The 25,632-nt window shown below is 72.3% G+C and carries 26 protein-coding genes and 1 pseudogene; 20 read left to right on the top strand and 7 right to left on the bottom strand.

The features are described 5' to 3' along the window. Positions 1-10 precede the first annotated feature (10 nt). A complete protein-coding gene (locus ACZLMO_RS11015) occupies positions 11-1,171 on the top strand; it encodes a hypothetical protein (protein WP_293784564.1) in 1,161 nt (386 codons plus the stop codon). Beyond that, positions 1,168-2,697, top strand: a complete 1,530-nt coding sequence (locus ACZLMO_RS11010; RefSeq protein WP_175985599.1) for a VirB4 family type IV secretion system protein — start codon at positions 1,168-1,170, stop codon at positions 2,695-2,697. The genes ACZLMO_RS11015 and ACZLMO_RS11010 overlap by 4 nt, the downstream gene beginning before the upstream one ends. Before the next feature lie 186 nt (positions 2,698-2,883). On the opposite strand, the gene nhaA is transcribed toward ACZLMO_RS11010, so the two are convergent. From nhaA to ACZLMO_RS10995, 3 genes are all read right to left on the bottom strand, one after another. After that, entirely contained in the window at positions 2,884-4,212 is a 1,329-nt protein-coding gene (gene nhaA / locus ACZLMO_RS11005) for a Na+/H+ antiporter NhaA (protein ID WP_463653782.1), read from the bottom strand. Positions 4,213-4,319: 107 nt separating this feature from the next. Then, on the bottom strand, positions 4,320-4,709 hold the full coding sequence (locus ACZLMO_RS11000; protein WP_062764846.1) for a hypothetical protein: 390 nt from the start codon (positions 4,707-4,709) through the stop codon (positions 4,320-4,322). 89 nt (positions 4,710-4,798) lie between these two features. Then, positions 4,799-6,010 carry a glycosyltransferase gene (locus tag ACZLMO_RS10995; protein WP_082758510.1) on the bottom strand — a complete coding sequence of 404 codons (1,212 nt, stop codon included), beginning with the start codon at positions 6,008-6,010 and terminating at the stop codon, positions 4,799-4,801. A gap of 700 nt (positions 6,011-6,710) precedes the next feature. Between ACZLMO_RS10995 and ACZLMO_RS10990 the strand changes: the two genes are divergently transcribed. From ACZLMO_RS10990 to ACZLMO_RS10970, 5 genes are all read left to right on the top strand, one after another. Continuing rightward, positions 6,711-7,262, top strand: coding sequence for a hypothetical protein (locus ACZLMO_RS10990; RefSeq protein WP_231729488.1), 552 nt, complete (start codon positions 6,711-6,713; stop codon positions 7,260-7,262). After that, on the top strand, positions 7,259-9,034 hold the full coding sequence (locus ACZLMO_RS10985; protein WP_175985603.1) for a type IV secretory system conjugative DNA transfer family protein: 1,776 nt from the start codon (positions 7,259-7,261) through the stop codon (positions 9,032-9,034). Before ACZLMO_RS10990 ends, ACZLMO_RS10985 begins: the two co-directional genes overlap by 4 nt. Positions 9,035-9,106: 72 nt before the next feature. Further along, the gene (locus tag ACZLMO_RS10980; protein ID WP_157544357.1) at positions 9,107-9,559 is read left to right on the top strand and encodes a single-stranded DNA-binding protein; all 453 of its coding nucleotides are present in this window, start codon (positions 9,107-9,109) and stop codon (positions 9,557-9,559) included. 7 nt (positions 9,560-9,566) lie between these two features. Beyond that, on the top strand, positions 9,567-10,190 hold the full coding sequence (locus tag ACZLMO_RS10975) for a hypothetical protein (RefSeq protein ID WP_197426459.1): 624 nt from the start codon (positions 9,567-9,569) through the stop codon (positions 10,188-10,190). Then, positions 10,187-10,387 carry a hypothetical protein gene (locus ACZLMO_RS10970; RefSeq protein ID WP_157544355.1) on the top strand — a complete coding sequence of 67 codons (201 nt, stop codon included), beginning with the start codon at positions 10,187-10,189 and terminating at the stop codon, positions 10,385-10,387. Before ACZLMO_RS10975 ends, ACZLMO_RS10970 begins: the two co-directional genes overlap by 4 nt. Positions 10,388-10,419: 32 nt before the next feature. Here ACZLMO_RS10970 and ACZLMO_RS10965 read toward each other — a convergent pair whose 3' ends face one another. Continuing rightward, complete coding sequence (locus tag ACZLMO_RS10965; protein ID WP_463653781.1) at positions 10,420-11,922, bottom strand: recombinase family protein; 1,503 nt, start codon at positions 11,920-11,922, stop codon at positions 10,420-10,422. 36 nt (positions 11,923-11,958) lie between these two features. Between ACZLMO_RS10965 and ACZLMO_RS10960 the strand changes: the two are divergent. The 8 genes and pseudogenes from ACZLMO_RS10960 to ACZLMO_RS10925 all read left to right on the top strand — a co-directional run. Beyond that, a pseudogene (locus ACZLMO_RS10960) lies at positions 11,959-12,573 on the top strand (ATPase, T2SS/T4P/T4SS family); the annotation flags it as partial. 229 nt (positions 12,574-12,802) lie between these two features. Then, the gene (locus ACZLMO_RS10955; RefSeq protein WP_463653780.1) at positions 12,803-13,660 is read left to right on the top strand and encodes a type II secretion system F family protein; all 858 of its coding nucleotides are present in this window, start codon (positions 12,803-12,805) and stop codon (positions 13,658-13,660) included. After that, positions 13,657-14,589 carry a type II secretion system F family protein gene (locus ACZLMO_RS10950; RefSeq protein WP_425715489.1) on the top strand — a complete coding sequence of 311 codons (933 nt, stop codon included), beginning with the start codon at positions 13,657-13,659 and terminating at the stop codon, positions 14,587-14,589. The genes ACZLMO_RS10955 and ACZLMO_RS10950 overlap by 4 nt, the downstream gene beginning before the upstream one ends. Positions 14,590-14,643: 54 nt before the next feature. Next, positions 14,644-14,844 carry a hypothetical protein gene (locus ACZLMO_RS10945; protein WP_425715490.1) on the top strand — a complete coding sequence of 67 codons (201 nt, stop codon included), beginning with the start codon at positions 14,644-14,646 and terminating at the stop codon, positions 14,842-14,844. Beyond that, complete coding sequence (locus ACZLMO_RS10940) at positions 14,769-15,236, top strand: TadE/TadG family type IV pilus assembly protein (protein ID WP_463653818.1); 468 nt, start codon at positions 14,769-14,771, stop codon at positions 15,234-15,236. The genes ACZLMO_RS10945 and ACZLMO_RS10940 overlap by 76 nt, the downstream gene beginning before the upstream one ends. After that, positions 15,233-15,688 (top strand): pilus assembly protein, encoded by a 456-nt coding sequence (locus ACZLMO_RS10935; RefSeq protein ID WP_463653779.1) that lies wholly within the window; start codon positions 15,233-15,235, stop codon positions 15,686-15,688. Before ACZLMO_RS10940 ends, ACZLMO_RS10935 begins: the two co-directional genes overlap by 4 nt. Beyond that, positions 15,685-16,212, top strand: coding sequence for a pilus assembly protein TadG-related protein (locus ACZLMO_RS10930; protein ID WP_463653778.1), 528 nt, complete (start codon positions 15,685-15,687; stop codon positions 16,210-16,212). Before ACZLMO_RS10935 ends, ACZLMO_RS10930 begins: the two co-directional genes overlap by 4 nt. Before the next feature lie 83 nt (positions 16,213-16,295). Further along, positions 16,296-16,997 carry an NUDIX hydrolase gene (locus ACZLMO_RS10925; RefSeq protein WP_463653777.1) on the top strand — a complete coding sequence of 234 codons (702 nt, stop codon included), beginning with the start codon at positions 16,296-16,298 and terminating at the stop codon, positions 16,995-16,997. On the opposite strand, the gene ACZLMO_RS10920 is transcribed toward ACZLMO_RS10925, so the two are convergent. After that, a complete protein-coding gene (locus tag ACZLMO_RS10920; protein WP_463653776.1) occupies positions 16,966-17,523 on the bottom strand; it encodes a hypothetical protein in 558 nt (185 codons plus the stop codon). The genes ACZLMO_RS10925 and ACZLMO_RS10920 overlap by 32 nt on opposite strands. A gap of 17 nt (positions 17,524-17,540) precedes the next feature. Continuing rightward, positions 17,541-18,464 (bottom strand): GTP pyrophosphokinase, encoded by a 924-nt coding sequence (locus ACZLMO_RS10915; protein WP_463653775.1) that lies wholly within the window; start codon positions 18,462-18,464, stop codon positions 17,541-17,543. A gap of 225 nt (positions 18,465-18,689) precedes the next feature. Between ACZLMO_RS10915 and aztD the strand changes: the two genes are divergently transcribed. Then, entirely contained in the window at positions 18,690-20,195 is a 1,506-nt protein-coding gene (gene aztD, locus ACZLMO_RS10910; protein ID WP_463653774.1) for a zinc metallochaperone AztD, read from the top strand. A gap of 62 nt (positions 20,196-20,257) precedes the next feature. Continuing rightward, the gene (locus tag ACZLMO_RS10905; RefSeq protein WP_463653773.1) at positions 20,258-21,160 is read left to right on the top strand and encodes a metal ABC transporter substrate-binding protein; all 903 of its coding nucleotides are present in this window, start codon (positions 20,258-20,260) and stop codon (positions 21,158-21,160) included. Positions 21,161-21,232: 72 nt separating this feature from the next. Here ACZLMO_RS10905 and ACZLMO_RS10900 read toward each other — a convergent pair whose 3' ends face one another. Further along, positions 21,233-21,628: a Fur family transcriptional regulator gene (locus tag ACZLMO_RS10900; protein ID WP_463653772.1), complete on the bottom strand. Its 396-nt coding sequence runs from the start codon at positions 21,626-21,628 to the stop codon at positions 21,233-21,235. 113 nt (positions 21,629-21,741) lie between these two features. Between ACZLMO_RS10900 and ACZLMO_RS10895 the strand changes: the two genes are divergently transcribed. The 3 genes from ACZLMO_RS10895 (at position 21,742) to prfB (ending at position 25,605) form a co-directional block, all read left to right on the top strand. Next, positions 21,742-22,608, top strand: a complete 867-nt coding sequence (locus tag ACZLMO_RS10895; protein WP_463653771.1) for a septum formation family protein — start codon at positions 21,742-21,744, stop codon at positions 22,606-22,608. A 118-nt stretch (positions 22,609-22,726) separates the two neighbouring features. After that, positions 22,727-24,484, top strand: a complete 1,758-nt coding sequence (locus ACZLMO_RS10890) for a septum formation family protein (RefSeq protein WP_463653770.1) — start codon at positions 22,727-22,729, stop codon at positions 24,482-24,484. Between the two features lie 14 nt (positions 24,485-24,498). Next, complete coding sequence (gene prfB / locus ACZLMO_RS10885; protein ID WP_463653769.1) at positions 24,499-25,605, top strand: peptide chain release factor 2; 1,107 nt, start codon at positions 24,499-24,501, stop codon at positions 25,603-25,605. The last annotated feature ends 27 nt before the right edge of the window (positions 25,606-25,632 follow it).

The raw sequence follows: 25,632 nt of genomic DNA, 5'->3' as shown, positions 1-25,632 counted from the left end.
GATTCCGATCATGCCGACCTTCACCCATCCCGTAGACGACGCCGCCGAAGCATCCCAGGCGCTGCGGGGCCTTGCCCACGCGACCCGCACGTTCACCGACCCGGCCGACACCTACTCGGTGCTCGGTGATCTGCTGGCGGGGGTGCGGTCGCTGCGGCAGGTGCTCGACCAGCTCGCCGCCGCCCACATCGGAGGTCGGTCCCGCGCGCACGACGACGCCGGCAACCAGACGGCCGGCGCGACCGCGGCGCTGGCGGCGGCCGACGAGCTGCACCAGGCCGGCACCCTGCTGGACGCGGTACACGACCGGGTGAACGCCGCGATGTCGCAATCCGGGCGGATCGCCTGGCGCCCCGCACCCGAACCGCTCGACACCTCCGGTGCTGTGCGGGCCACGGTGCAGGCCGGGAAGCTGACGTTGACGGTGTGGCCGGATGCCCCCTTGGGTGAGCATCAGCGGTACGCGTACCTGATCGAGCACCCCGCCACCGGGCAGAGCATCGAAGGGCGGGACCTGTTCACCGGGACCGGGGCCCCGGTGTCCCCAGCTCGGGCGCTGCGAGAGCTCGCGGTGTTCCTGTCCGCCGCCGGCGAGTCCCGACAGTACGCCCTCGACCACCCCGGCGACCACACCGACCACGACGGGGCGTTCCCCGAATGGGTGGCCGACGCCGCCCGCCGCGACCCCGACAGCCTGGCCGAGCTGATCGACCACGACCCCGACCTGCCCCACACGCCCGACCGGCGATGGGTGAGTGTCGTGTTCCTCCAAGGGGAGGACGCGGACCGGGTGCTCGACATCATCGACCGAGACGGCACGGACGCCGCGATCGACCACCTCACCGGGCACGACTTCGGGGAGGAGACGACCCAGGCCGCGCTCGAGAACGGGTACGTCTACGACACGCCCCCTGTCGGGACCCTGGACCGCACCGCGACCCACGGCTCCTACACCCTCACCTACAGTCCCTTCCTCAGCCACGTCTCCCTGCTGCGTGCCCACCACGCTGCCCCAGACCCGGAGCTGCGCGCGATCCACACACCGGCCCCCGCCTCGGCGTCGGCGTCGGCCGCGGGGACGGCGGAGCGTGCGCGGCGATCCGAGGGGAAGGACTGGTTCGCTCGCCGGCCGGGTGCGTCCGTGTCGCAGGGGCGGGGGCTGGCGCTGTGAGCGGGCAGGAGGAGGGCCGGCTGCATACGGCGGTGCTGGTCGGACCGGAAGGCGAACGCCGCCAGCACCGTAAGGCCCGCAGGCGGGCCGCGACCCGGATCGAGACCACCGCCCGCGAGAGGCGGAAGGCGCAGGCGAAAGCCCGCTGGCAGGCCGAGCAGGCCGAGAAACGCGCGACGAGGTACCTGCCCGCCGCGGGTGAGCCGGGACCTGCGGCGCTGCGGACGCCGGGCAGGTTCCGGCTCCCCAAGCATCAGGACACCTCCGCGACCCTCGCCGGCCAGTACCCGTTCCTCGCCGAAGGCGGCCTCGGCAGCCAGGGCGTGTTCGTCGGCCAGGACCTCTACAGTGGCGGGTCGTTCGTGTACGACCCGTGGGTGCTGTACCAGCGGGGCCTCATTACCGCGCCGAATGTCGTGCTGGCCGGGATCGTCGGGTCGGGGAAGTCGTCACTGGCGAAGTCCCTCTACACCCGCTCCCTCCCGTTCGGGCGCCGCGTGTACGTCCCCGGCGATCCGAAAGGCGAGCACACGCCGGTTGCCGAAGCCGTCGGCGGACGCGCGATCGTGCTCGGCCACGGCCTGTCGAACCGGCTCAACCCGCTCGATGAGGGGCATCGGCCGTCCTCGGTGTCGGATGCGGAGTGGGCGATGCAGGTCGCCTCCCGCCGTCGCGACCTGATCGGCGCGCTCGCGGAGACGGTGCTGGACCGGCCTCTGTCGCCGCTGGAGCACACCGCCATCGACCTCGCCCTGAGGGACGCTGTGAGGTCGGCGGAGGTGCCGATCCTGCCAATGGTCGTCGACCGCATCCTGGCCCCGGGCCCCGCAGACGACAAAGACGGCCGCCTCGCCGAAGACGGCCGCCTCGCCGGGCACGCTCTGCGCCGCCTCGTCGCCGGAGACCTCCAAGGACTCTTCGACGGCCCCTCGACGGTCCGGTTCGACCCGTCCCTACCGATGGTGTCCCTTGACCTGTCGAGAGTGGCGGAGAACGCCACGCTCATCTCCGTGCTGATGACCTGCTCCTCGGCGTGGATGGAATCGGCGCTGTCGGACCCGGACGGCGGCCAACGGTGGGTGATCTACGACGAAGCCTGGCGACTCATGCAATACCCCGCCCTGCTGCGCCGCATGGACGCGCAATGGCGGCTCGCCCGGCATTTCGGGATCGCGAACATGCTGATCTTCCACAAACTCACCGACCTCGACAACGTCGGCGACCAAGGTTCCGCCATGCGCGCCCTCGCCTCGTCCCTGTTGGCGAACGCCGAGACCAGGATCATCTACCGGCAAGAGCCCGACCAACTCGGCGCAACCGCCCACGCCCTCGGACTGACCGGCACCGAGCAGAAGCTGCTCCCCGGGCTCGGCACCGGGCAGGGCCTGTGGCGGATCAAGGACAGGTCGTTCGTCGTCCAGCACCAGCTCCACCCCGCCGAACTCGCCGCGTTCGACACCACCGGACGCATGACCGGGGAAAGTAACGGGTTCCGCGGAACTCGGTCGGAAATCTCGGGAACCTGAGTGCTCTCGGCCGCTATTCAAGCTGGTGGAGCGTGCGGGTTCACGGAACCTAGGCTTCCTCGTGGGCTGCGAAGACGTCGCAGCCCGCCTTCCCCGGGCTTCGTGGCGCTCGCGCTCGCAGGGCTGGTGTGCGTCAGTTGGTCGCGGCCCCGGGTCGGCCGCTGATGCACGTAAACCACGCGTGGTCTATGAGCGCTGATACACGTCGGGAATACCGTCTCCGTCCTCGTCAACGACTTCGGCCTGCGCGATCCGGCGGTAGCGGCGATTCCGGCTGGTGAGCAGGATCGACGCGATCGCGGCGGCAAGCACGGAGGCGAGCAGGATCGCGACCTTGGCGTGATCGTGGTGTGGATCGGCCGCGGTGAAGCTGAGCTCGGTGACCAGCAGCGACACCGTGAAGCCGATACCTGCGAGCAGACCCACGCCGACCAGGTCGATCCATCGCAGGGCCGGGTCGAGGCGGATGCCCCGGATGCGGGTGGTCAGCCAGGTGACCGCCACAATGCCGACCGGCTTCCCAACGACCAGCGCGAGAACGATGCCGATCGTGACCGGGTCAGTCAGTGCCGACAGGAACCCCTCGAGGCCGCCGAGGGCGACGCCGGCGGAGAAGAACGCGAACACCGGGACCGCGAACCCGGCCGACAGCGGCCGGAACCGGTGCTCGAACACCTCGGCCAGTCCCGGCTCGGTGTCGGCGACACCGTCGCGGCGGCGGTGCAGGACGGGGATCGTGAAGCCGAGCAGAACCCCGGCGATGGTCGCGTGGATGCCCGAGGCGTGGACGAACGCCCAGGCGACACCACCGAGCGGCAGCAGGATCAGCCACGCCGCGGCGGGCTTGAGGCGGAAGAACTGCCGATACCGCTGGGCGAGCACCGCGTACACCGCGACCGTGAGAAGGCCCAACAGTATCGGGACGATCTCGATCGTGTCGGTGTAGAAGACGGCGATGATCGTGATCGCGATCAGGTCATCCACGACGGCGAGAGTGAGCAGAAAGATCCGCAACGAGCTCGGCAGGTGCGAGCCGATCAGCGCGAGCACCGCGACGGCGAACGCGATGTCCGTCGCCGTGGGAATCGCCCATCCACGCATCAGCGCCGGGTCCTGCCCGACGACCGCGAGGTAGAACAGCGCCGGCACGGCCACCCCGCCGGCCGCGGCCGCGACGGGGACGATCGCGGTGGAGAAGCGGCGCAGGTCGCCGGCGACGAACTCTCGTTTGAGTTCGAGGCCGACGAGGAAGAAGAAGATCGCGAGCAGCCCGTCCGCCGCCCACGCGCCTAGGCTGAGCTGCAGGTGCCAGGGCTCGTACCCGATCTCCAGGTCGCGCAGCGCGAAGTACCCGTCCGCCCAGACGATACCGATCACGGCCATGAGCACGAGCAGCCCACCGCCAACGGTCTCCTTGCGCAGCAAGGACGCGATGCGCCGAGCCTCAGTGTAGGTTCCGCGGGCGGGGAATGTGGCACGCTGCGGCGTGCGGCGGGCAGGTCGACGAGAAGTCATAGGCAGGTCCGATCAGGGTCGACAAGAGACAGAATGTGTCGACCAGACTTCCCGACGCGCCACACCCAGCCTACCGTGCTGTGGTCCACCGCACCTTGGGCGGCCACTCAGATGTACTCGCTGCTCGCCGCGTTGCGAATGCTCTCGTTGCGGATGTCGTTCCAGCCCAGAGCGGCCGCTCCGGCGAGCCCAGCCGGTTGCCGCGACATCTCCTCCAGACGTTCCCGCAGAAGTTCCTGGTCGTCGAGATCAGAGATGTCGAGAAGAACGACATCGACATCACGTCCCACCCGTAGCTCGATCTTCGTGTGCAGCCGTATCGCGACCGCCCGCGCAAGACGCTGCAAGGCCAGGCTCATGGCCGGCTCGGCCCGGTACGCCAGAAGCAGGTGGCGGATGCCCGGTCGGCCCCGGCAGGCATCGAACGCCACGTGGGCTGCGGTCTTCAACGCCGCCCGTGCGGCACGTCTGCCGGCCGTGTCGCGGAGATCGCTCACCCACACGATCGTTCGGGCCGGCTCCGAACGCGAAGGTTTGACGACGGGCGGTGGGAGGAACGAATCACCCAGAAACAGAACGGCGCCCGTCACGACCCACCCGTACTAGCCGTGATCCGGGCAATGACGGCGGCGGCTGTGGCTGGGCCGTTCTCGGCGCGCATCCGCTCGGCGACACGGTCGACCGCTGGTCGACGATCGGCCGCATCGGCGATCGCCGCGTGCACCCGGTCCGCGGTGAGGCGATCTCGATCAAGTGGTGGACCAGTGAGCCCGGATCGGTGCAGGAGCCGAGCCCAGAACGGCTGGTCCGCGAGAAACGGGACCAGAACCGAGGGTGTGCCGGCGCGGGCGGCAGCGTGGACGGTGCCGGCTCCACCGTGGTGGATCGCGACCGCCGCCCGAGGAAGCACCACGTCATGCGGTACCGACGACACGACCAGCACGTCGCCCCCCAGACACCGCTGCGGAGGCTCCAAGCCACCCCAGCCCGTCGCCAGCAGAACCCTCAGCCCTGCCCGCCGTCCGCCGTCGACGATCGCTTCGGCGCGTGTCGCAGCGTCCCCGCCCCGCATCGACCCGAACCCGGCATACAGGTACGGGGCCTCACCGGCGGCGAAGTCCCGTACCGCCGTATCCAGGTTGCCCTCGGGCGACGGCTGGCGTGACCAGTCGCCCGTGAGATGGGCCGTGGCCGGCCAGTCCGCCGGACGCGGCAGGAGCGTCGGGCTCACCGCGACCAGCGACCCCGAAGGCGGAGCGAGGTTCTGCGTGCCGGAGAGGCCAAGGCGCTGCCGCGCCGCGCGGATGTCCGCCCTGAACATGCGCTCGCCCACCGCGGCGGCCCGGTAGCTGAGCCGGTTGATCGCCGGTCCGAAGGAGCGGTTCAGAACCCCGGCGGCAGGGAACTCACTCGTCGGAGTCAACACAGGGGTCAGCTCAACCGTGAGATACGGGACTCCCAAATGCTCGGCCACGACGGGCACCGTGAGGAGCTTTGGGTGGGCGACAATCACATCCGGCTGCCAGTTGACAGCCTCATCCACCACGCGCCCCAGCATCGTGCGCATCGCCGGACGGATGTGCTCCCGAAACGCCCGCATCCCGCCGATATCGGCAACAGCCCGCCCGAGTTCAGCGAAGCTCACCCCGAGACTCACCACGTCAACATCGCGCCCCGCGTCCGGGTCCTCGGGCGCGGCGACCCGCACAACGTGCCCGGCTTCACGCAACGCCGACGCCAGCGAGAAGAAGGGCTCCACATCACCACGACTGCCGGCCGTCGCCAGGAGAACGCGCATTGACCGTCCCTCTACCAGCGCCTCAGCCATCGCAGTTCTCTCTGAGGCACCGAGCTGCCACGCGCTTCGTCCATCCTCCGGAGGAGGAGCGAAGACAATGCGGTTCTACAGCGGTCTTGCACGTCATGGTTCTCCTCTGGAAGTACCGCCGACCCGACAGGCCGGCGTCGATGTCGACCAGACTTCCCGACGCGCCGCCGCCAGCCTACGCCAACAGCACCCCAGATTCGGAAGCCGTCTTCACGGCGAGTCGAGCCCGAGGGCACGACGGACCGGTATCTCGTCGCAGAACGCGGGTCGGCCGAGGGTGGCGGTGTAGCGCATCGCAGTTTCGATGCCAACGCCGAACAGATCGCAGATGCGGCGGCCGTCGCCGCCGGTGGCGTGGCTCTCCGCAAGGATGCGGTCGGCGCGCAGGGACTGCGGGTTCAGGCCAGCTTTCCTCCAAGGGAAGGAATGGCCGGGGCGGCGAGGCGGCGCGCGGTGTCCTGGAACGCGCGGGTCTGCGCGTTGTTAAGGACGCGAAGCATCGACACTCGATCTTCCCAGCCTCACGAACCCATCAGCCTGGTGGCACGGCGCACCTACCCCACATGAGGACGCCGGAAGAATTCGTAGCCGTGGAGACAGAACCGCGAAAGGTCGGTGAGGCTGACGAACAGTCACCCTCACCGACGGTTCCAGCGACGGATGGTGAGGCATGATGGCCCGCCCCCGCTACAAGCGCACCACCCCCGACCCCGGCCGCGGGAGCGAGACACCGCCGGTCCCGGTCGTGCTGCCGCAGGTGGTCATCACCGTTGCGCCTACCGGGACCATGACGGTCACCGTGGACGGGGAGCAGGTTGCGCCGGAGCCGTTCGCGCCAGCGTGGCGGCGGGAGGACTTCGCCCGCGTGCTCGACCAGCTCACCGAGGCGCACCGTTCGGCGGTGCGGGTCGAGGTCCGTGAGGCGGACGGGACCGTGTTCACCGACATCATCACCCCCGGCAGCCGCCGCCGGCCCGCACCCGACCCCGCCTCGGATCGCCCCGCACCGCGGGTGATGCCGGAACTGGTCGTCCTGCGCGGGGAGGGGTTCGTGCCCGGTGAGGATGTCGCCATAGCGGTGGTGATCGCGCACGGCGATGCTGCCCCGGACGGCACCATGCGCGCCCTGCTCACCGGCGAGCAGGCTGGCGCGAGTCCGACCCGCGAGGTGATCCTGCTCGGCCGCGTCTCCGGCACCCTCACGATCGGGCACCCCGGATGAGCACCCCCAGGCCTTCCGGGGCGCTCGGGGACGAGCTCAGCAACCTCGGCATCGGCATCCTCATCTCAGCCGCGATCCTCTCCGCCATCCTCCGCGGCGCCGGGTCCGTCGCCGCCTGGATCACCGGCACCACCCAACCTGCCGGCGGTGTCGAGGCCGGCTTGGGCGTGCTGCTGAACCCCGGCGACCCGGCCACCGCACTCGACGCCCCAGGGCTCGGCGCGGTCGCGTACTGGATCACCGCGAGCGTCCTCATCCTTGCCACCGGGTCGGCCGGATGGTGGGTGTGGCGACTGCTGCGCGATCACGGCCGGCAGGTGAAGACCGACCCGTACCGGATCGCCGGGATCGCCACCCGCACCGAGGTCGCACGCGCTGCGTCCGAGAAGGCGCTGTTGCGCCGTGCCGGGCACATGCGTCCCTCCCTGGACGCGCCCCATCCCGCGGACGTGGGGTACCGGATCGGGGCGTCCCGCGGGCATGGGGTATGGGCCTCGGTGGAGGACTCGATCCTGCTCCTCGGGCCGCCGCGTTCCGGGAAAGGCGCAGGGGTGGTTATCAACATGCTGCTGGACGCGCCGGGCGCGGTGGTGACCACCAGCACCCGCCCGGACAATCTCACCGCGACCCTCCGCGCCCGCCAACGCACTGGCGGGCCGGTGGCGGTGTTCGACCCTCAGCACCTCGCCGAAGGCGTCCCCGCCGGGCTGCGCTGGTCACCCATCCGCGGATGCGAGGACCCGCTGACCGCGATGATCCGCGCCACCGGACTCGCCGCAGGCACCGGCCTGTCCGCCGGCGGTGTCGAAGGCGGCGGATTCTGGGAAGGCAAAACCCGCACCGCCCTCCAAGCCCTCCTCCACGCTGCCGCTCTCGACCACCGTCCGCCGGGCGAGCTGTTCCGGTGGACGCTGGACCCCTCCGCGGCGGCGGACGCGGTGGCGATCCTGACCGCGAACCCGAACGCCGCTGTCGGGTGGGCGGAGGGCTTGCAAGCGATGATCGACTCCGACCCGAGAACCCGCGACTCCATCTGGCAAGGCGTCTCCCTCGCCCTCGCCGCCCTCGCAGACCCCCGCGTCCTCGACGCCGTATCCCCGCGGGAAGGGGAAGACTTCGACCCCGAAGCGTTCCTCCGCGCCAAAGGCACCCTCTACCTCCTCGCGACCGGCGCAGGGGCGAACAACTCCGCCGCACTCGTCGCGGCGTTCGTGGAAGACGTGGTCGAGGCCGGACGCCGGATCGCCGCGACCAGCCCCGGCGCGCGCTTGGACCCGCCGCTGCTGCTCGCGCTGGATGAGGTCGGCAACCTCGCCCCGCTGCCGTCGCTGCCGACCCTGATGGCCGAGGGCGGCGGCACCGGGATCACCACCATGCCCGTCCTCCAAAGCCTCGCCCAAGCTCGCGAGAAGTGGTCCGAGAACGCCGCCGGCGCCATCTGGGACGCCAGCATCGTGAAGATCATCCTCGGCGGCGCATCGAACTCGAAAGACCTCCACGACCTCACCACCCTCATCGGCGAGCGGGACGAGGTGACCGACTCCACCACCGTCGGCGACCACGGCTCCCGCACCGCGCAACGCTCCATCCGGCGGGTGCCGATCATGCCACCCGACGCGATCCGCACCCTCCCGTTCGGCACCGCCCTCGTCCTACTCCGATCCGCCCCGCCCATCGTCACCAGGCTCCGCACCTGGACCCAGCGGCCCGACGCGGCCAGGCTGCGCGCGGACCGGTCAGAGGTCGAGGCGTTGCTGCAACAGCAACCGTAGGGACGGGTGAGCGCACCTGCCTGGCATGGAGGCTCCGGATTTGCGGGGTCGTTGATGTCAGGAGGAACTCTGATGGCTGTTCGCACTCACCAGTCCTTGTCGGGGTATGTCGCCACGGAGCCGTCCACGGACCCGACCCGTGACGGCACGCTCCGCTTCTATGCCCGCGCCGGTCAGCGGCAGGGCCGCCGCGAACCGGACGGCACCTACACGAAGCTGCCCACCGAGTACGTCCCCATCGTCGCCTATGGTGACGCCGCCGAGGAAGCCGCCGCGCTGCTGTCCAAGGGGGCCGGGTTCGTCGCCGAGGGGCGGTTCCGCCCGGTCCGGGACCGCACCGACCCAGCCACGGTCATCGGGCAGGAGTTCGAGATGTGGAAGGTCGGACGCCGCCCCACCGCCACCGAGCAGGCCGCCGCCGTCCACGACGCCCCGACCAACCAGCCCGCCCGGCACCGGGACCTGTCGGCGCAGTTCACCGCACCGCGCAGCACCCGCCCGTCCACGCCTGCCCCGGCACTGTGAGGATGTGATGACCGAGCACACCGCCGCCGCGCCCGCACCCGACGCCGCCGCCCCAGAGCCTCCCACCGACATCGACATCGACACCGAAACCGAGGACGCCGAGGAGGATTCGGGCGTGAGCGGCGAGGGCGAGGGGCTGCCGGAGCCGCCGCATCCGGTCAACTGGAACCTGCTCACCGCCGACGAGGCCAAGGTCGAGTGGCGGGAGCTGAACAAGTGGGTGAACTGGTTGCGTCGCACCTACGGGCTTCCCGCCAGCGTCCTCCCGCCGTTCTGGCACCGGCACCCCGAGTTGGTGTGGGAGCTGAGCGCGTTGCATCTGCACTGGCTGTGCGCGTATGACCCGGAGGAGAACGGGTCCGCGCCGCTGGGCTGGCACCGCGACTTCGCTGAGGCCCGAGGACGACTGCGGGAGTGGGTCGCGGCGTCAGGTACCCGCTTGGACCGCGACCGTCCCACCCGGCAGACCGCTTGGCCCGGCGAGAAGCCCGCCCCGTCCGTCGAGGACATCGTCATCGCGAACCGCGATACGGACTTCGCAGAGTTCACGGGAGAAGATGTCGCCGCCCGCCGTCAGGCCGAGGACGAGTTCTACGCCGGCCTCAACCCGGACACCGGAGAACTGCCATGACCACCACACCACGGCCCGAACGCCGCCCGGACACTGTGCCGGAGGCTGGTGCAGCGCCGCACAAGCAGGCGCTGCTCGGGGACTTCGATGTCCGGGAGTGGACGCGGCAGGCGTGCGAGGCATCCGGGGTGTCCTTCGCGGTCACCGATCCGGTGGCACTCGACCGGCTCCGCGCGCTCGTTGCCCACCCCGGATGATGCCCGCCCGCCCCTGTGCGGGCGGCTGCGGGTCAGGCTTTGAAGGTGAGCTGGACCCGTTCGGGCCGGAACCGGGAGCCGCAGTTCGGGTCCGGGAGGACGACGAGCGTGTCGATCAGCGCGTTCAGGATCGCCCGCTTCTGACAGACCGTCCATTCCTCGTACCAGGCGTGCCGCAGAGCGGCCTCGTCGCCGATGGGGAGCCCTTTGAGGGCGTCGCCGCGGTTCAGGGTGCCGAGGGTGGTTTCGGCGTCTCTTACGGCGTTCTGCGCTGCGACACGGCCCGCGTGGTACTCGCTGCGGGCCAGCAGTCCCGCGCCGTAGTCGCGGGCGAGGTCTTCCATCCGGTGCCGTGCCGCCATGATCCGCCCCATCGCCTCCGCGACCGCGCCGCCTGTCTTGCCGTCATCGGCGGGCAGGGTCGTCGCCGCGAGCCTGGCGATCACCGCCTCAGACACCACCGTCTCCAACCCGGTCGCCGTCACCGACAGGCCGCCGCGTTCCGGGTGGCCGGGGACGGGCATGCACCGGTAGTAGCGGCGCTTCGCATCCGAGGGGCCGCGGCGGTTCTTGCCCGACACCAGCCCGGAGCCGCACTTCCCGCACGTCGCGATCGCCGACAGCAGGTTGATCGAGGAGGCACCGACCCTGCGGTCCGGGTGGGAGAGCATCGCCCGGATACGGGTCGTCTCCTCCGGGGTGATGATCGCCTCCCAGTTCCCCGGCCCCAGAATCTCCCGCCCCGCCGGAGCATCCCCAGACTTGCGGGCCGGCTCATAGGCGCGCTGCCCCGAGATACGCGCGGACACAAGGATTGACTTCACCGTCGTCGCGTGCCACACCCCGAGTGTCTTGCCCGTGTGCGCCTGCGGGGAAGGGAACCCTGACTCCTCGTTCAGCCACGCGGTGATCGACCGCAGCGACTGGCCGGCCAGGAACCTGTCGGCCATTTCACGGATCACCGCCGCTTGTTCCGGGATCAGGACCCCGCCGGTGCCGTACCCGAACTTCGCCGCGCCGTGCCAGTCGCCCCGCTCGGCCTTCTGCCGGTTCGCGCGCCTGATCCGGTCGGCCTTGTGCCCGGACTCGTACGCGGCCATCGCGACGAGCTGGCGGGCCATCAACCGGCCCTCGTGCGTGTTGAGATCGAAAGCGCCACCCATCACCGCCTCGATGCGGATCGGGTGCGACTCCACCAAGTCGATCAGGTCTTCCAACTCGCGCGGACGGCGGTAGAGGCGATCCACATGCCACACCACGACCCGCGAAGGATCCTGCCGCACCCGGGCCAGCATCTTCTCGAACTCGGGACGCTTCTTGTTCAGATACGCCGACGTGTCGTTATCCATGAACACGTCCCCGGCGGCCACATCCAGGCCAAGGCGACTGCACAGCGCCAAGCAGTCATCGCGTTGCCGCTCCACGCCGGCCTCCTCGCCCGTCCGGTCCTCGCTGATCCGCAGATACACCAGCACTTGCTCCGCGACACCAGCAACTTCGCCCGTCCGCGGCCTCTCCAACGCACTCATCGCCATCTCGACACCTCCACTCGATAGGTGCGTCATTCGCACCAAGTGGAGAAGACGACGATGCTCGCCGCGCTGTGCGGTTCGATCCCGGCGACCCAGCGCGTGGTGACGGTCGAGGAGGTCTTCGAGCTCAACCTCGCGCGCCGCGACGTCGTGGCCATGCAGACCCGCCAACCCAACCTCGAGGGGACGGGCGAGATCCCGCTGCGCCGGCTCGTCAAGGAGTCGCTGCGCATGCGACCGGACCGGATCATCGTCGGCGAGGTCCGGGAGGCCGAGGCGTTCGACCTGCTCGTGGCGCTCAACGCCGGCCTGCCCGGTGCGGCCACCCTGCATGCGAACTCTGCCCGGGAGGCCGTGTCGAAGCTGTGCACGCTTCCGCTGCTCGCAGGTGAGAACGTCACGTCGGACTTCACGGTGCCGACCGTCGCGACGTCGGTCGACCTCGTCGTCCACCTCGATCTCGACCACGACGGGCGGCGCACGGTCCGCGAGATCGTCCACGTCACCGGCCGGGTCGAGGGCGGGGTCGTCGAGACGTCGAGGCTCTTCGAGCGCCGGGACGGACGGCTCGTCCGGGCCGAGGGCCACATGGGGCAGGACCCCAGGTTCAAGCGGGCCGGGCTCGACGTCACCGCCCTTCTGGCCGCCGCCTGAGCACAGCGTCCGGCGCGCTCGCCAGGTTCTCTCGTCCAGTCCGCGAACAGGGTTGTGGAAAACGGCCCGCGGCGAGATGGGCCGAACTACGCTCACGAATGTGTCTCCGGACACCAGGACCACACCCAGGGGGCAGGGATGGCCGACGATCGGGCCAGGGCGTTGCGCGCCGTGTTGCGCGCCGACGCACCCCCGCGCGACGCCAAGCACCAGCGGGCGGGCGGCTGACATGGGAGTGGTCGCAGGACTCCTCCTGGGAGCGGGGCTGTGCCTCGTCTGGTTCTCGTTCTTCGAGCCGGCCGAGCGGACGTCGCGGGACGCGCGGTGGACCGACCACATCCAGGACGCACTCACGCGATCGGGCTCGCCGTCGGTGAGCCCGGCCTCGTTCCTCGCGGTCTCGACGGTGCTCGGGCTCGCGGTCCTCGTCGTCGTCCTCGCCCTCACCGCAGCGGCCCCGGTCGCGGTCGCGTTCGGCCTCATCGCGGCGGTCGTGCCGTGGCTCGTCGTCACCTCGCGCGCACGCACCCGGACGACCCGGCTGCGCGAGGTCTGGCCCGACGTCATCGACGGGCTCGTGTCCGCCGTCCGTGCCGGACGGTCGCTGCCCGAGGCGGTCGGCACGCTCGCCGAGCGCGGGCCCGAGTCGGTCCGGCCCGAGTTCCGCCGGTTCGTCGCCGACCACCGCGCCACCGGGAACCTCGTCGTCTCCCTCGACCGGCTCAAGGCCCGCCTGGCAGACCCGGTCGCCGACCGGATCGTCGAGGCGCTCAAGCTCACCCGGGAGGTCGGCGGCTCCGACCTCACCCGTCTCCTGCGCGCGCTCGCCCACATGCTGCGTGAGGACCAGCGCACGCGCGGCGAGCTCGAGGCTCGGCAGAGCTGGACCGTCAACGGCGCCCGGCTCGCCGTCGCCGCCCCGTGGGCCGTGCTCGCCGTCCTCGCCGGCCGACCCGAGGCGGCCGCGGCCTACGGGACGACCACCGGCGCCGTCGTCCTCGGTATCGGCGCCGGTACATCGGCGCTCGCCTACTGGCTCATGCTCCGCCTCAGCCGGCTCCCCGCCGAGGCCCGGGTGCTCCGATGAGCCCGGCCACCTACGGCGGACTCGCCGGCCTCCTGCTCGCCGTGGGCGTGTGGGTCGTCGTGGCCCGGCTGGGTGCCCGTCGGCCGCGGCTCGCCGATCGCCTTGCGCCCTACCTCGTCGAGCGCCCGACGTCCTCGCGGCTGCTCGCCGAGACGCCGGCGCGCTCGCCGTTCGCCGTCGTCGAGCGGCTGGTGGCCCCCGTGATCGACGACGTCGTGCCGATGCTGGAGAAGCTGGGGTCGACGACCACGACCGTGCGACGACGCCTCGCGGAGGCGGGGTCGACGACGACGGTGGCCCAGTTCCGCACCGAGCAGATGGTCTGGGGGGCGATCGGGCTTGCGGCCGGTCTCGTCGTGGCGCTCACGGTCGGTGCGGTGCGTGATGCCCCGGCCCTCCTCCTGCTGCTCGGCGTGGTGATCTTCGGTGTGGGCGGCGCCGTCATGCGCGACACCCATCTCACCGCCCAGGTCACCAGGCGTCGCGAGCGCCTGGCCGCCGAGCTCCCGGACATCGCGGAGCTCATCGCTCTCTCGGTCGGTGCGGGCGAGGGGCTTGTCCCTGCGCTCGAGCGCGTCCAGAAGGTCGCGCACGGCGCGGTGGCCGACGAGCTGCGGCGCACGCTCGCAGAGACCCGTGCCGGTGCGCCCATGGTCGTCGCCCTCGAGAACCTCGCCGGCCGCACCGGCTCGCCCGCGCTCAGCAGGTTCGCCGACGCCGTGGCCGGAGCGGTCGAGCGCGGCACGCCGCTCGCCGAGGTGCTCCGCGCGCAGGCCCAGGACGCGCGGGAGACCACCCGGCGCGAGCTCATGGAGCTTGCCGGCAAGAAGGAGGTCGCCATGATGGTGCCCGTCGTCTTCTTCATCCTCCCCACCACGGTCATGTTCGCCCTGTTCCCCGGGCTCGCTGCACTCCGGATGGGCCTGTGACCGCCACCGATCCCGTCGACCCGACCCCGTCCACCACCCCGAGAGGCGACCGCCATGCATCCGATCCTGTTCCTGCTCACCTGGTTGGGCGACCGACTCCGGGACGACGACCCGGAGCGGGGCGACGTCCCCGGGTGGGTGATGGTGACCCTGATGACCGCCGGTCTCGTCATCATCATCTGGGCGATCGCGGAGACGCAGCTCGGCGAGCTGTTCCAGACCGCGATCGACCGCGTCCTCGGTGGCGGCAGCTAGCTCGACCCGGCCGACGCGACGCCGAGTCCGGCTCGGCGATCGTCGACTTCGTCCTCGTCTCGGCACTCCTCCTCCTGCTGGTCGCGGCCGTCCTCCAGCTCGCGCTCCTGCTGCACGTCCGCAACACGCTCATCGACTCCGCCTCGGAGGGGGCGCGGCACGGCGCGCTCCTCGGCTCCGACCCCGCCGACGGTGCCGCTCGCGCCGCGGAGCTCATCCGTGCGGGCCTCGCCGACTCGTACGCCGACGATGTCTCGGCGCAGGTCGTCACGGCGGACGGGGTCTCGCTCGTCCAGGTGACGGTGCGGGCGCCGATGCCTGTCGTCGGTCTGTTCGGCCCGGGCGACGGGCTCGAGGTCGTCGGCCACGCCGCTCTCGAGGTCGCGCCGTGAGTCGCCGTGCGGCATCGCCCGATCGCAACCCGGAGGCCGGCAGCGCGATCGTCGAGTACCTCGGGGTCGCACTCCTGCTCCTGCTCCCGCTCATCTACCTGGTCGTGGCGATCAGCCGGATCCAGGCCGCCTCCTACGCGGCCGAGGGGGCCGCCCGGGAGGCCGGACGGATCGTCGCCCAGGCGGACGACGAGGCCTCGGCGGCGGGCCCGGCGGCGTTCGCGGTCGAGCTCGCCTTCGCCGACCAGGGATTCGACGTCGACGGCGCGGGTGCTCTTGCGATCACGTGCGAGGCCGACCCGTGCCACACACCGGGCGCCCGCATCGACGTCGAGGTCACGACCGTCGTGGCACTGCCACTGCTGCCGACCTCGATCGCCGGGATCCCGACCTCGATGTCGGTCGAGGCCCGGCATCTCGTTCTCGTCGAGGACCACCGGGGGACCGGATGACCGCGCCCCGCGTCGGCAGCCGCGTCGGCAGCCGCGCCTGCAGCCGTGCCGGGCGACCGCCTCCGGAAGCGACCGAGGACCCAGAGTCCGGCCGGATCATGGTGATGGGCATCGGCTTCGTCGTCGTGCTCGTGGCGCTCATCCTCGTCATCGCCTCCGTCTCGGCGATCCACCTCGACCGCAAGCGGGCCCTCGGGGTCGCGGACGCCGCAGCCGCAGCGGCCGCCGACGCCGTCGCGGAGGCCGCCTTCTACGGCGAGGACCGGGAGTCGATGCTCACCGACGAGCTCGTCCGGGCCGAGGCGGCCGACTACCTCGAAAGGGTCGATCCCACCTCGTCCGGCGGACTGCGCAGCGTCGTGCTCGGCGAGCCAACGGGCACGGTCGACGGGGAGACCGCCGTCGTCACGCTCGTCGCCGTCATCGACCCGCCCTTCGCGCCGGCGCTCGTCTCCGGCGTCGTCGGCCCGGTCGAGATCACCGTCACCGGACGCGCACGCGCGATCGACGTCGAGAACGGGTAGCCGGACCCGACGGGCCACGTCGAAATCGGGTGACGGCGGGCCTGTCCCGGGTGACGATGACGGGACCGATCGGAAGGAGAGTCGTGACGAGCGAGGCGCTGCGCGACGTCGGTCCGCTCCCGCGCACGCCCGACGACCGCGCCTGGGGATGGATCGGTCTGCCGCGCGCCACGGACGAGCACCACCGCACCGCCCGCGCCAGCGCCGTCGTCGTGCTCACCAGGCCTGTCGGCGACGACCTCGCCTACCTTCTCGTGCGCCGCTCCACCCGCCTGCGCCACCACGCGGGCGAGTTCGCGTTCCCCGGCGGCGGGATCGACCCGGGGGAGACCCCGGTGGACGCGGCGATCCGCGAGTGCGGCGAGGAGACCGGGGTGCTCGTCGACCGGTCCCTGGTGATCGGGACGCTTCCGCCGCTCTACCTGTGGGCCAGCGGCAACGTCGTCACCCCCGTGCTCGCTCGCCTCGGGCCCGACGGGCACGTGCCGAGCTTCGCGCACGACGACGAGATCCACTCCGCCCACTGGGTCTCGCGACGCCACCTCCTCGACCCGGAGAACCGCACCACCGTCTCGTACCGCGGCCGGCCCGCGGGCCGGGCGTTCCGGTTCGAGGGCACCTACATCTGGGGATTCACGGCACGGGTGCTCGACTGGATCCTCGCCGAGGTCGACCCGGACAGCCCGGACCCGCCCCACGTGCCCGGGCTCGGCGACCCCGCGATCGGCGACGGTCCGACCAGCGGCATCGTGGTCAGTGGCAGGGCGACTCGACCGACACCGTGACGGTGTCGGGGTCGACGCTCCAGGCCAGCGTGAGCAGGTAGTCGTCGGCGTCCTGGAAGGTGCGCGCCGTCGTCGCGTTCGTCTCGACCGGCTCCCAGTCGTCGCCGAGACGGTCGGCGAGCCCGAGAACCTGCTCCTCCGGGTCCGCCGCGTCCATCTGTCCCCGCCCGGTCCACGACACCGGACCGCCGGAGCGCCCCGAGCACGCCGTGGTCGCCCCGTCCACCCAGCCGGCGGCCGCGACCGAGCCCGCGTCCACCGGCTCCAGCTCCGCCGCGACCTCGCGCACCATCGCCTCGACGATCGGCTCCTCGGCGCGCGCGGCCTCGCGGCCGTCGGAGGGTGAGGTCGTTCCAGGATCCCCGGTGCTCGACTCCTCGGTGCCGTTCTCACCCGTCGGATCCCCGCCCTCCCTCGGCCCGCACGCGCCGAGGCCGGCGCCGAGGGCCAGCGCCGCGACCGCGGCCACCATCGAGCGGCGGGTGGCGTGCGTGGCAAGGAGTGCCCCGGCGGTCCGATCGGTCACGGCAGCCACGTCTCTCGTCAGATGAACCGGAGCGACTCGGCGCCGCCCGACGCGGTCGCCCCACCTGGCTTGCTCGCGCCACCGTCCTCGCTCGAGACACCGTGCTCGTCGCCGTCGACGTCAACAGCGCCGTCGACGTCGACCGGACCGGTGCCCCGCCCGTCGTCGCGCCCCTCGTCCTCCGCCCCGTCCGGCATCGGCCGGATCTCCTCGCGCAGGCGCCCCATCCGCTCGTCGAGCTCGGTGGCGAGGCGCGCGGCGTCGTCGAGCTCACCGAGGAGGTGCTCCGGGATCTCGGCGTCGTACTTGTACTTCAGCTTGTGCTCGACGCTCGCCCAGAAGTCCATGGCGATCGTGCGGATCTGCAGCTCGACGGGCACGTGCTCGGTGTGCGTCGACAGGAACACCGGCACCTGGACGATGAGGTGGAGCGACCGGTAGCCGTTCGCCTTCGGCTCCGCGATGTAGTCCTTGACCTGGAGCACCGTGAGGTCGGGCTGCCGCTCGAGCATCTGCGCGATCCAGTAGACGTCGGACACGAAGCTGCACGTGATCCGGATCCCGGCGATGTCGAGGATCTGCCGGCGGATCGCGGGCAGCGAGAGCTCGTCGCAGGTCCGCAGCGCCTTGGTCAGCAGGCTCTCGGTCGACTTCAGGCGCGTCCGCACGTGCTCGATCGGGCTGTAGTCGTGGATCTGCTCGAACTCCTGGCGCAGGATGTCGACCTTGGTGCGGACCTCCTCGATCCCCGCCTGGTAGTGCATCCGCAGCGCCGCGAAACCGTCGAGCGCCTCGCGCAGCTGCTCGGCCAGGTCCTCCGGGTCGAGCCCCTGGGCGAGCTGCTCGCCGCGGCGCGTGGCCACGAGGGCACGCAGCTGGTCGGCGGTGCCGGGGACGGACTCGTCGGACGATCCGAGGACGAGCGATCGATCGGTGCGCATGGGTCCTTCGTCGGGGGAGCGGGGCGGTCGTTCGAGGGTAGTCGCGCGGCGGATCCCACGGAGATCGCGCGGGGCGGTCGGTCCGGTACCGGCGGGGCTTCGCGGTGGGTGCCCGAAGCGACCACCGGACAGAGAACGATAATGATTCTCAGTAGTGTTAGTGTCACCCGGTCAGCGTCACCGTCCGGAAGGAGCCGGGCCCGCCACCGCGGTGCCCCACCACCCATGAACACCACCACCGCCCCCCGACGCCTGCGCGCGTTCACCGCGCTCGCCGTCCTCCCGCTCGCCCTGATCGCGGGCTGCTCCGGCGCCGCCGAGCCGGGGGAGGACGACGCGCCCGACACCGATCAGGCCGGAGAGGAATCCACCTCCGGGGACACGGCCGCCACGGACGGGGAGACCTCCTCCGACGACGAGACCCCTGCCGACGACGGCCACGACCACGGCGAGGAGGAGGCCGGGGCCGCCACCGAGGCCGCCGCGGCGACGCCCCGGATCGCCCTCACCTACGACGGCGGGATCCAGGTTCTCGACGCCACCACCCTCGAGGTGGTCGAGGACATCGAGCTGCCCGGCTTCAACCGCCTCAACCCCGCGGGCGACGGCCGCCACCTCTACGTCTCGACCACCGGCGGCTTCCAGCTGCTCGACGCCGGTGCCTGGGCCGAGCCGCACGGCGACCACTCGCACTACTACACGGCGCCGCCGGCGCTGACCGAGACGCTGGTCGAGGCCGACATGCCCGGTCACGTCGTGCCCCACGAGGGCCGCACCGCCCTCTTCGACGACGCCACCGGCCAGGTCGTCGTCCTTGACTCCTCCGCGGTCGACGACCCCGACGCCGAGACGCGCGACCACACGACCCCCACTCCCCACCACGGCGTGGCGATCGAGCTGACCGACGGCTCCCTCGTGATCTCCGAGGGCACCGAGGACGCCCGCACCGGCATCCGCGTCCTCGACGAGTCGGGCGAGGAGATCGCCGCCTCGGACGAGTGCCCCGGCGTTCACGGCGAGGCGACGGCGGCGGACGAGGTCGTCGTCATCGGCTGCGAGGACGGCGCGCTCGTCTACGCCGACGGCGAGATCACCCACGTCGACAGCCCCGACGACTACGGCCGCATCGGCAACCAGGCCGGGAGCGACGCCTCCCCGATCGTGCTCGGTGACTACAAGACCGACCCGGACGCCGAGCTCGAGCGGCCCGAGCGCGTCTCCCTCATCGACACGACGACGAACGAGCTCACCCTCGTCGACCTCCCGTCGAGCTACAGCTTCCGCTCGCTGGCCCGCGGCGACGACGGCGAGGCGCTCGTGCTCGGCACCGACGGCAACCTGCACGTGATCGACCCCGAGACCGGGGAGATCACCGCGTCGCACCCCGTGGTCGAGTCCTGGGAGGAGCCGGTCGAGTGGCAGGAGCCCCGGCCCGCGCTCTGGGTGCACGACGGCACCGCGTACGTGACCGAGCCCGCGACGAGCTCGATCCACGCCGTCGACATCCTCACCGGCGAGGTGTGGAACACCACCGAGCTCGAGGTCGAGCCGAACGAGGTCAACGGGATCTCCGGCAATGTCGAGGCCGGCTCGTCGGAGTACGGCGGCAGCGAGGACGGGCACGACCACGACGACGAGGCCGCGTCGGGCGACGGGCACGACCACGATGACGAGGCCGCGTCGGGCGACGAGCACGACCACGAGCACGACCACGACGACCACGACCACTGATGCGTCACGGCGCGGGGCCGGGTCTCACCGACCCGGCCCCGCGCCGTCCTGGAAGGACCTCCGTGCACCATCGCCACCACCGGACGAGCCGGACCGCCGCCGCGGCGCTCGCCGCCGCGACTCTCCTCGCCGCCTGCTCCGGCACCGGCTCCGCGGACCCCGACGCGGACAGCGACACGATCGAGGTGATGGCCGCCTTCTACCCGCTGCAGTTCGTGCTCGAGACCGTGGGCGGGGAGCAGGTCTCGGTCGAGTCCCTCACCCCGCCCGGCGCCGACCCGCACAGCCTCGAGCTCTCGCCCGCCCAGGTGGCCGAGCTCGAGCAGGTCGACCTCGTCGCCTACGTCCCCGGACTCCAGGCCGCCACCGACGACGCCATCGGGGCGACGTCGCCTTCCGCCGTGCTCGACGCGGCGGACGCCGCCGGGGTCGCCGACGACGACCTCGCCCGCGACCCCCACTTCTGGCTCGACCCCACGCTCGTGGTCCCGCTCGTCGAGGAGGTCGCGGCCACGCTTGCCGAGCTCGACCCCGAGCACGCGGCGGACTTCGAGGACAGGGCCACCGACCTCGTCGCCGAGCTGACCGAGCTCGACGACGCCTACGCCGAGGGTCTGGCCGACTGCGCCGGCGCCACCCTGGTGACCTCCCACGAGGCGTTCGGCTACCTCGCCGACCGGTACGGGCTCGACCAGGTCGGGATCACCGGGGTCGACCCGGAGATCGAACCGTCACCCGCCCGCATCCGCGAGGTCGGCGCAACCGTCCGTGCCGAGGGGGTGCAGACCGTGTACTTCGAGGTGATCGCAGGCCCCGACGTCGTCGAGGCGCTTTCCGGCGAGGTCGACGTCGCCACCGACGTCCTCGACCCGATCGAGGGCCGGACCGATCCGGAGGCCGACTACGTCGACGTCATGCGGTCGAACCTCGCCGCGCTCGAGCAGGGGCTCGTCTGCGAGGGCTGAGCAGGGGAGCGGTGCGCGTGCGACGCGCCGACCGCCGCCCACGGGCTCAGCTCCCGCTCGCGGGCCGCGGCGTCAGTCGCCGGCGCGCTCCCGGCAGCGCGCGCACCGGCCGTAGATGTCCACCACGTGGCGCACCTTCTCGAAGCCGTGCTGCCGGGCGACCTCGTCCATCCACGACTCGTCCGGCGGCTCGACGTCGACCGTCGCCCCGCACGACTCGCACACGAGGTGGTGGTGGTGCCCCACCTCGCACGCCCGGTACAGGGTCTCGCCGTCCGTGGTCTGCAGCGCGTCGACCTGCCCGAGCGACACGAGGCGCTTGAGGACCCGGTACACGGTGGCGAGCCCGACCTGACGCTCGGAGCCCTGCATCCGGCGGTGCAGCTCCTGGGCGCTGACGAACGTGGAGTCGGCCCCGATGGCCTCCTCCACGGCGGTCTGCTGCCAGGTGCGGCGCTGGGGGGTCATCGGCCCATCATCGCCGATCACGGCGCTCGCGTCAGTGGGCGGCGCCACCACCCGGACAGGGGTACCCCTGGTCGGTCGGACGGGTGGCGCGGCCGACTGGCTACGGTGAGCGCGTGAACCAGTGGAGCGCGCAGAGTCCCGGCAGCGGTGCGCCGGGCGGCTGGGGGACCGGACAGGTCCCGCAGGGCGGCGGCTACGCCCAGGGCGGGTGGCCCGGCGGCGACGCCACGCAGGGCGTGCCGTACGGGACCACGCCGAACGAGCCGTACGGTGCCGCCCCGGCGCCCTACTCCGCCGTGCCGGCCGGCGCCTACCAGTCGCCGCAGGGGTCGGGCGGCGGTCCCTGGGGCGGGGGCGGACCCGACGACGGGAACCGCGCCATCTACGTCGTGCTCGCGATCGCGGCGGTGCTCGTCGTCGTGCTCGTCGTGGTCGGGCTGTTCGTCCACCGCAGCTTCACGTCCACCGCGGGGACCCCGACCGAGACCACCTCGCCCGGCCCGGCACCCGGCCCCGGCGGGGGGACGACGACGACGGAACCCCCGCAGACGACCGAGCCGCCGGCACCGACCGCACCGCCCGGGGTCGAGGAGTCGGGGGCGACGACCGTGTTCGACATCGACGTCGGCAACTGCGCCCTCTACTCCGACTACACCGCACTCTCGAACGACCTCGTCCTCACGCCGTGCGCGGAGCCCCACTTCATGGAGTTCTACCACGTGTTCGACGTCCCGGACCGGGAGGAGTTCCCGGGCGTGGACGGCATCCACGCCGAGGCGCAGGAGGGGTGCCGGGTCGCGTGGGACGCCCTGCCGGAGCCCTCGCTCGACCTCGCCCGCGTCGAGCTGTCGACCCTCGCCCCGTCCCAGAGGACCTGGGACAACGGCGACCGCGAGGTGCTGTGCGTGGCCCGGACCGTCGACGAGACCGACTCGCTCCAGGGCAACTTCCAGGACGGTTCGGCCGTCCTCACCTCGTGAGCGCGCCGCGCGCGGGCGGCAGTGCGCCACCCGTCGTGCCGGCGGTGGCGGCAGGCATGGGGAGCGCAACCCATCACCCGCGCTGCCGATCGTTCGCCGCGTTATCTATCGTCGCTCCGTGACTCCCGGCTCCGCGCGCCTCCGCGACGGTCGGACCGCGCCCGCGCGGACCGGCCGGGCCGACGCGCACCCCGATCCCGCCCCGCGCGGCGAGGGCCGTCCGGGCGACGCGCAGACGCCGGACGAGGCGAGCCCCCACGCGTCGGCGCCGGACGAGCCGATCCGGGGCGGATCGGCGACGGTCGGCACCGTCGCGGACGGCGGCTCGACGGACGAGAACCCGCCCGACGACGACCTGCCCGTCGAGCGCGCCCAGGTGCCCCTGCCGCCGGGCGCCGGCTGGCCGGCCCTCCGCACGACCCCCGCGGGAGGCGACGAGGACGCGCACCGGCCGGAGGCCGATCGCGCGTCGGCCGCCGCAGCCACCGATGACGCACCGGGCGACTCGTCCGCCCGTTCCCGGTTCGCGCCCACGGCGGACTCCCCGCCGTCGGCGCCGCCGGGCGTCGCCGCGCGTCGAGGCTCCGGCGCCCGCCCGGCGCCCCTGCCCGGGACCGCGCGCCCGGCCCCGCGCGGCGCCCGCACCCCGTCCGCCGCGGACGAGCTGCGCAGCCTCTCCGACCTCTCCGACCGCCCCGCGGCGCCGGACGAGGACCCGCAGTCGACCCACACCGGACCGACCGCGCGCCGAGCGCTCCCGCGCACCGTCTTCCACGGGCTCCAGCCCCGCACCTCGCGCGCGCGTCCCGACCAGGCCAGCCCCAGCGCGGTGCCCACCTCCGTCGAGATCGACGGTCCCGGCGAGAGCGCGGCCCGCGCGGACGACGCGCGCGGCGGGGCGGGCGCGGCCGTGGGTCTGCCCCGCATGTCCGACGACGCCCCGGCGCGGACCGCCACCGGCGGCGCGCACGCCTGGCGGGAGACCCCGCCTCCGGGGGCGCCGCCGTCGAGCCGCGCCCGTCCGGGCTCGCCGGGCCGGCGGCGCCGGACGACGCGCCTGCTCGCGGCCGCCGCCGCCTTCGTCGTCGTGGCCGCCGTGGGGTGGACGACCTTCGCCTCCCTCGGCAGCGGCGACGACCTCTCGAGCAACCTCGGGCAGGCGCCGGCGGCCCCCGAGGCCACCGAGGCCCCGGCGGCCCCCGAGGCCCCCGGCGCCGCCGACTCCGAGCCGGACGGCGCGGCTCCCGCCCCGGCCGAGGAGGAGTCGGAGGAGGATGCCGAGGAGGAGACGGAGCTCGGCGGCGCGGACAGCGACGCCGACAGCGGTGTGGACAGCGATGCGGATGCCGACGGCGGGACCGAGGACGAGCCCACCCGGGCGCCGGGAGATCCGTACGCCCCGCCGGGCATCCGGCGCGGCGGCGGCATGGAGCTGCGCCCCGAGAGCAGGCCCGAGCGGCTCGGGAGTTCCGGCGACCTCGAGGTCGGCGACTGTCTGACGGCCGCGGCGCTCGCCGACCGGTCCGGGATGACCGTGGTGGTCCCGTGCGACGAGCCCTTCCAGGTGCAGGTCGTCGGCGAGACGACCCTCGCGGGCGACACCTGGCCGGGCGAGACCGCGATCCTGCGGCAGTCGGCCGAGACGTGCTCCCGGATCGTCGACTCCGAGGCGCCTCCGGGGCTCGCTGACGTCGGTGAGGTCGACGTGGTGGCGCTTCCGCCGACGGCCGAGACCTTCGCGGACGGCGACCGCACGATCCTCTGCGCCGTGACGACGACCAGCGACACCGAGTGGTTCGACGGCTCGCTCCTCGACGAGGATCCCGCCGCGGACGCGGGCAGCGGCCCCTCCTCGGACCCCGGGGCGGGCGGCTAGTAGAGTCGGCCCTCGTGGCTACAGACTTCTCCTCCGAGATCGCGGACCTGCGCAGCACCTACGCGACCATCTCGGCCGTGACCGACCCGGACGCCCTGCGTGCGCGGATCGCCGAGCTCACAGAGGAGTCGGCCGCGCCGGACCTGTGGGACGACCCCGAGGCGGCCCAGGTGGTGACGACGAAGCTCTCGCACGCGCAGCACGACCTCGAGCGGCTCGAGCGCGTGGGGGAGAAGATCGACGACCTCGAGGCGCTCGTCGAGCTCTCCGAGGAGGAGGACGACGACCTCGACGCCGAGGTGCAGTCCGAGCTCGCGGCCGTCCGCAAGGTCCTCGCCGACCTCGAGGTCCGCACGCTGCTCTCGGGCGAGTACGACCAGCGCGCCGCCGTCGTGACGATCCGCGCCGGCGCCGGCGGCGTCGACGCCGCGGACTTCGCCGAGATGCTCATGCGCATGTACCTGCGCTGGGCCGAGCGCCACGGCTACCCGACGTCGGTGATGGACACCTCCTACGCCGAGGAGGCGGGGCTGAAGTCGGCGACCTTCGAGGTCAACGCGCCGTACGCCTTCGGCACGCTCTCCGTCGAGGCCGGCACCCACCGGCTCGTGCGGATCTCCCCGTTCGACAACCAGGGGCGGCGCCAGACCTCCTTCGCCGCCGTCGAGGTCATCCCGCTCATCGAGCAGACCGACCACGTGGAGATCCCCGAGTCCGAGATCAAGGTGGACGTCTTCCGGTCCTCCGGCCCGGGCGGGCAGTCCGTCAACACGACCGACTCGGCCGTACGGATGACGCACATCCCCACCGGCATCGTCGTGTCGATGCAGAACGAGAAGTCCCAGATCCAGAACCGTGCGGCCGCCCTGCGCGTGCTCCAGTCCCGGCTGCTGCTCCAGCGCCAGGAGGAGGAGGCCGCCGAGAAGAAGGCCCTGTCCGGGGACGTCAAGGCGAGCTGGGGCGACCAGATGCGCTCCTACGTCCTCCAGCCGTACCAGATGGTCAAGGACCTGCGCACCGAGCACGAGTCCGGCAACCCGTCCGGCGTGTTCGACGGCGAGATCGACGAGTTCATCGACGCCGGCATCCGCTGGCGCCGCTCGGGCGACTCCGAGGACTGACCCGCCCCCGCCGGTCACGGTCGCGTG

The sequence above is a fragment of the Georgenia sp. G2120 genome (genome assembly GCF_055326485.1).
This window is presented reverse-complemented; position numbering and strand designations above follow the sequence as displayed.

Coding starts and splice junctions, on each gene's coding strand:
- ACZLMO_RS11015 (WP_293784564.1), top strand. CDS start 11: ATGCCGACCTTCACCCATCCCGTAGACGACGCCGCCGAAGCATCCCAG.
- nhaA (WP_463653782.1), bottom strand. CDS start 4,212: ATGACTTCTCGTCGACCTGCCCGCCGCACGCCGCAGCGTGCCACATTC.
- ACZLMO_RS10995 (WP_082758510.1), bottom strand. CDS start 6,010: ATGCGCGTTCTCCTGGCGACGGCCGGCAGTCGTGGTGATGTGGAGCCC.
- ACZLMO_RS10990 (WP_231729488.1), top strand. CDS start 6,711: ATGATGGCCCGCCCCCGCTACAAGCGCACCACCCCCGACCCCGGCCGC.
- ACZLMO_RS10985 (WP_175985603.1), top strand. CDS start 7,259: ATGAGCACCCCCAGGCCTTCCGGGGCGCTCGGGGACGAGCTCAGCAAC.
- ACZLMO_RS10980 (WP_157544357.1), top strand. CDS start 9,107: ATGGCTGTTCGCACTCACCAGTCCTTGTCGGGGTATGTCGCCACGGAG.
- ACZLMO_RS10975 (WP_197426459.1), top strand. CDS start 9,567: ATGACCGAGCACACCGCCGCCGCGCCCGCACCCGACGCCGCCGCCCCA.
- ACZLMO_RS10970 (WP_157544355.1), top strand. CDS start 10,187: ATGACCACCACACCACGGCCCGAACGCCGCCCGGACACTGTGCCGGAG.
- ACZLMO_RS10965 (WP_463653781.1), bottom strand. CDS start 11,922: ATGGCGATGAGTGCGTTGGAGAGGCCGCGGACGGGCGAAGTTGCTGGT.
- ACZLMO_RS10955 (WP_463653780.1), top strand. CDS start 12,803: ATGGGAGTGGTCGCAGGACTCCTCCTGGGAGCGGGGCTGTGCCTCGTC.
- ACZLMO_RS10950 (WP_425715489.1), top strand. CDS start 13,657: ATGAGCCCGGCCACCTACGGCGGACTCGCCGGCCTCCTGCTCGCCGTG.
- ACZLMO_RS10945 (WP_425715490.1), top strand. CDS start 14,644: ATGCATCCGATCCTGTTCCTGCTCACCTGGTTGGGCGACCGACTCCGG.
- ACZLMO_RS10930 (WP_463653778.1), top strand. CDS start 15,685: ATGACCGCGCCCCGCGTCGGCAGCCGCGTCGGCAGCCGCGCCTGCAGC.
- ACZLMO_RS10915 (WP_463653775.1), bottom strand. CDS start 18,464: ATGCGCACCGATCGATCGCTCGTCCTCGGATCGTCCGACGAGTCCGTC.
- aztD (WP_463653774.1), top strand. CDS start 18,690: ATGAACACCACCACCGCCCCCCGACGCCTGCGCGCGTTCACCGCGCTC.
- ACZLMO_RS10900 (WP_463653772.1), bottom strand. CDS start 21,628: ATGACCCCCCAGCGCCGCACCTGGCAGCAGACCGCCGTGGAGGAGGCC.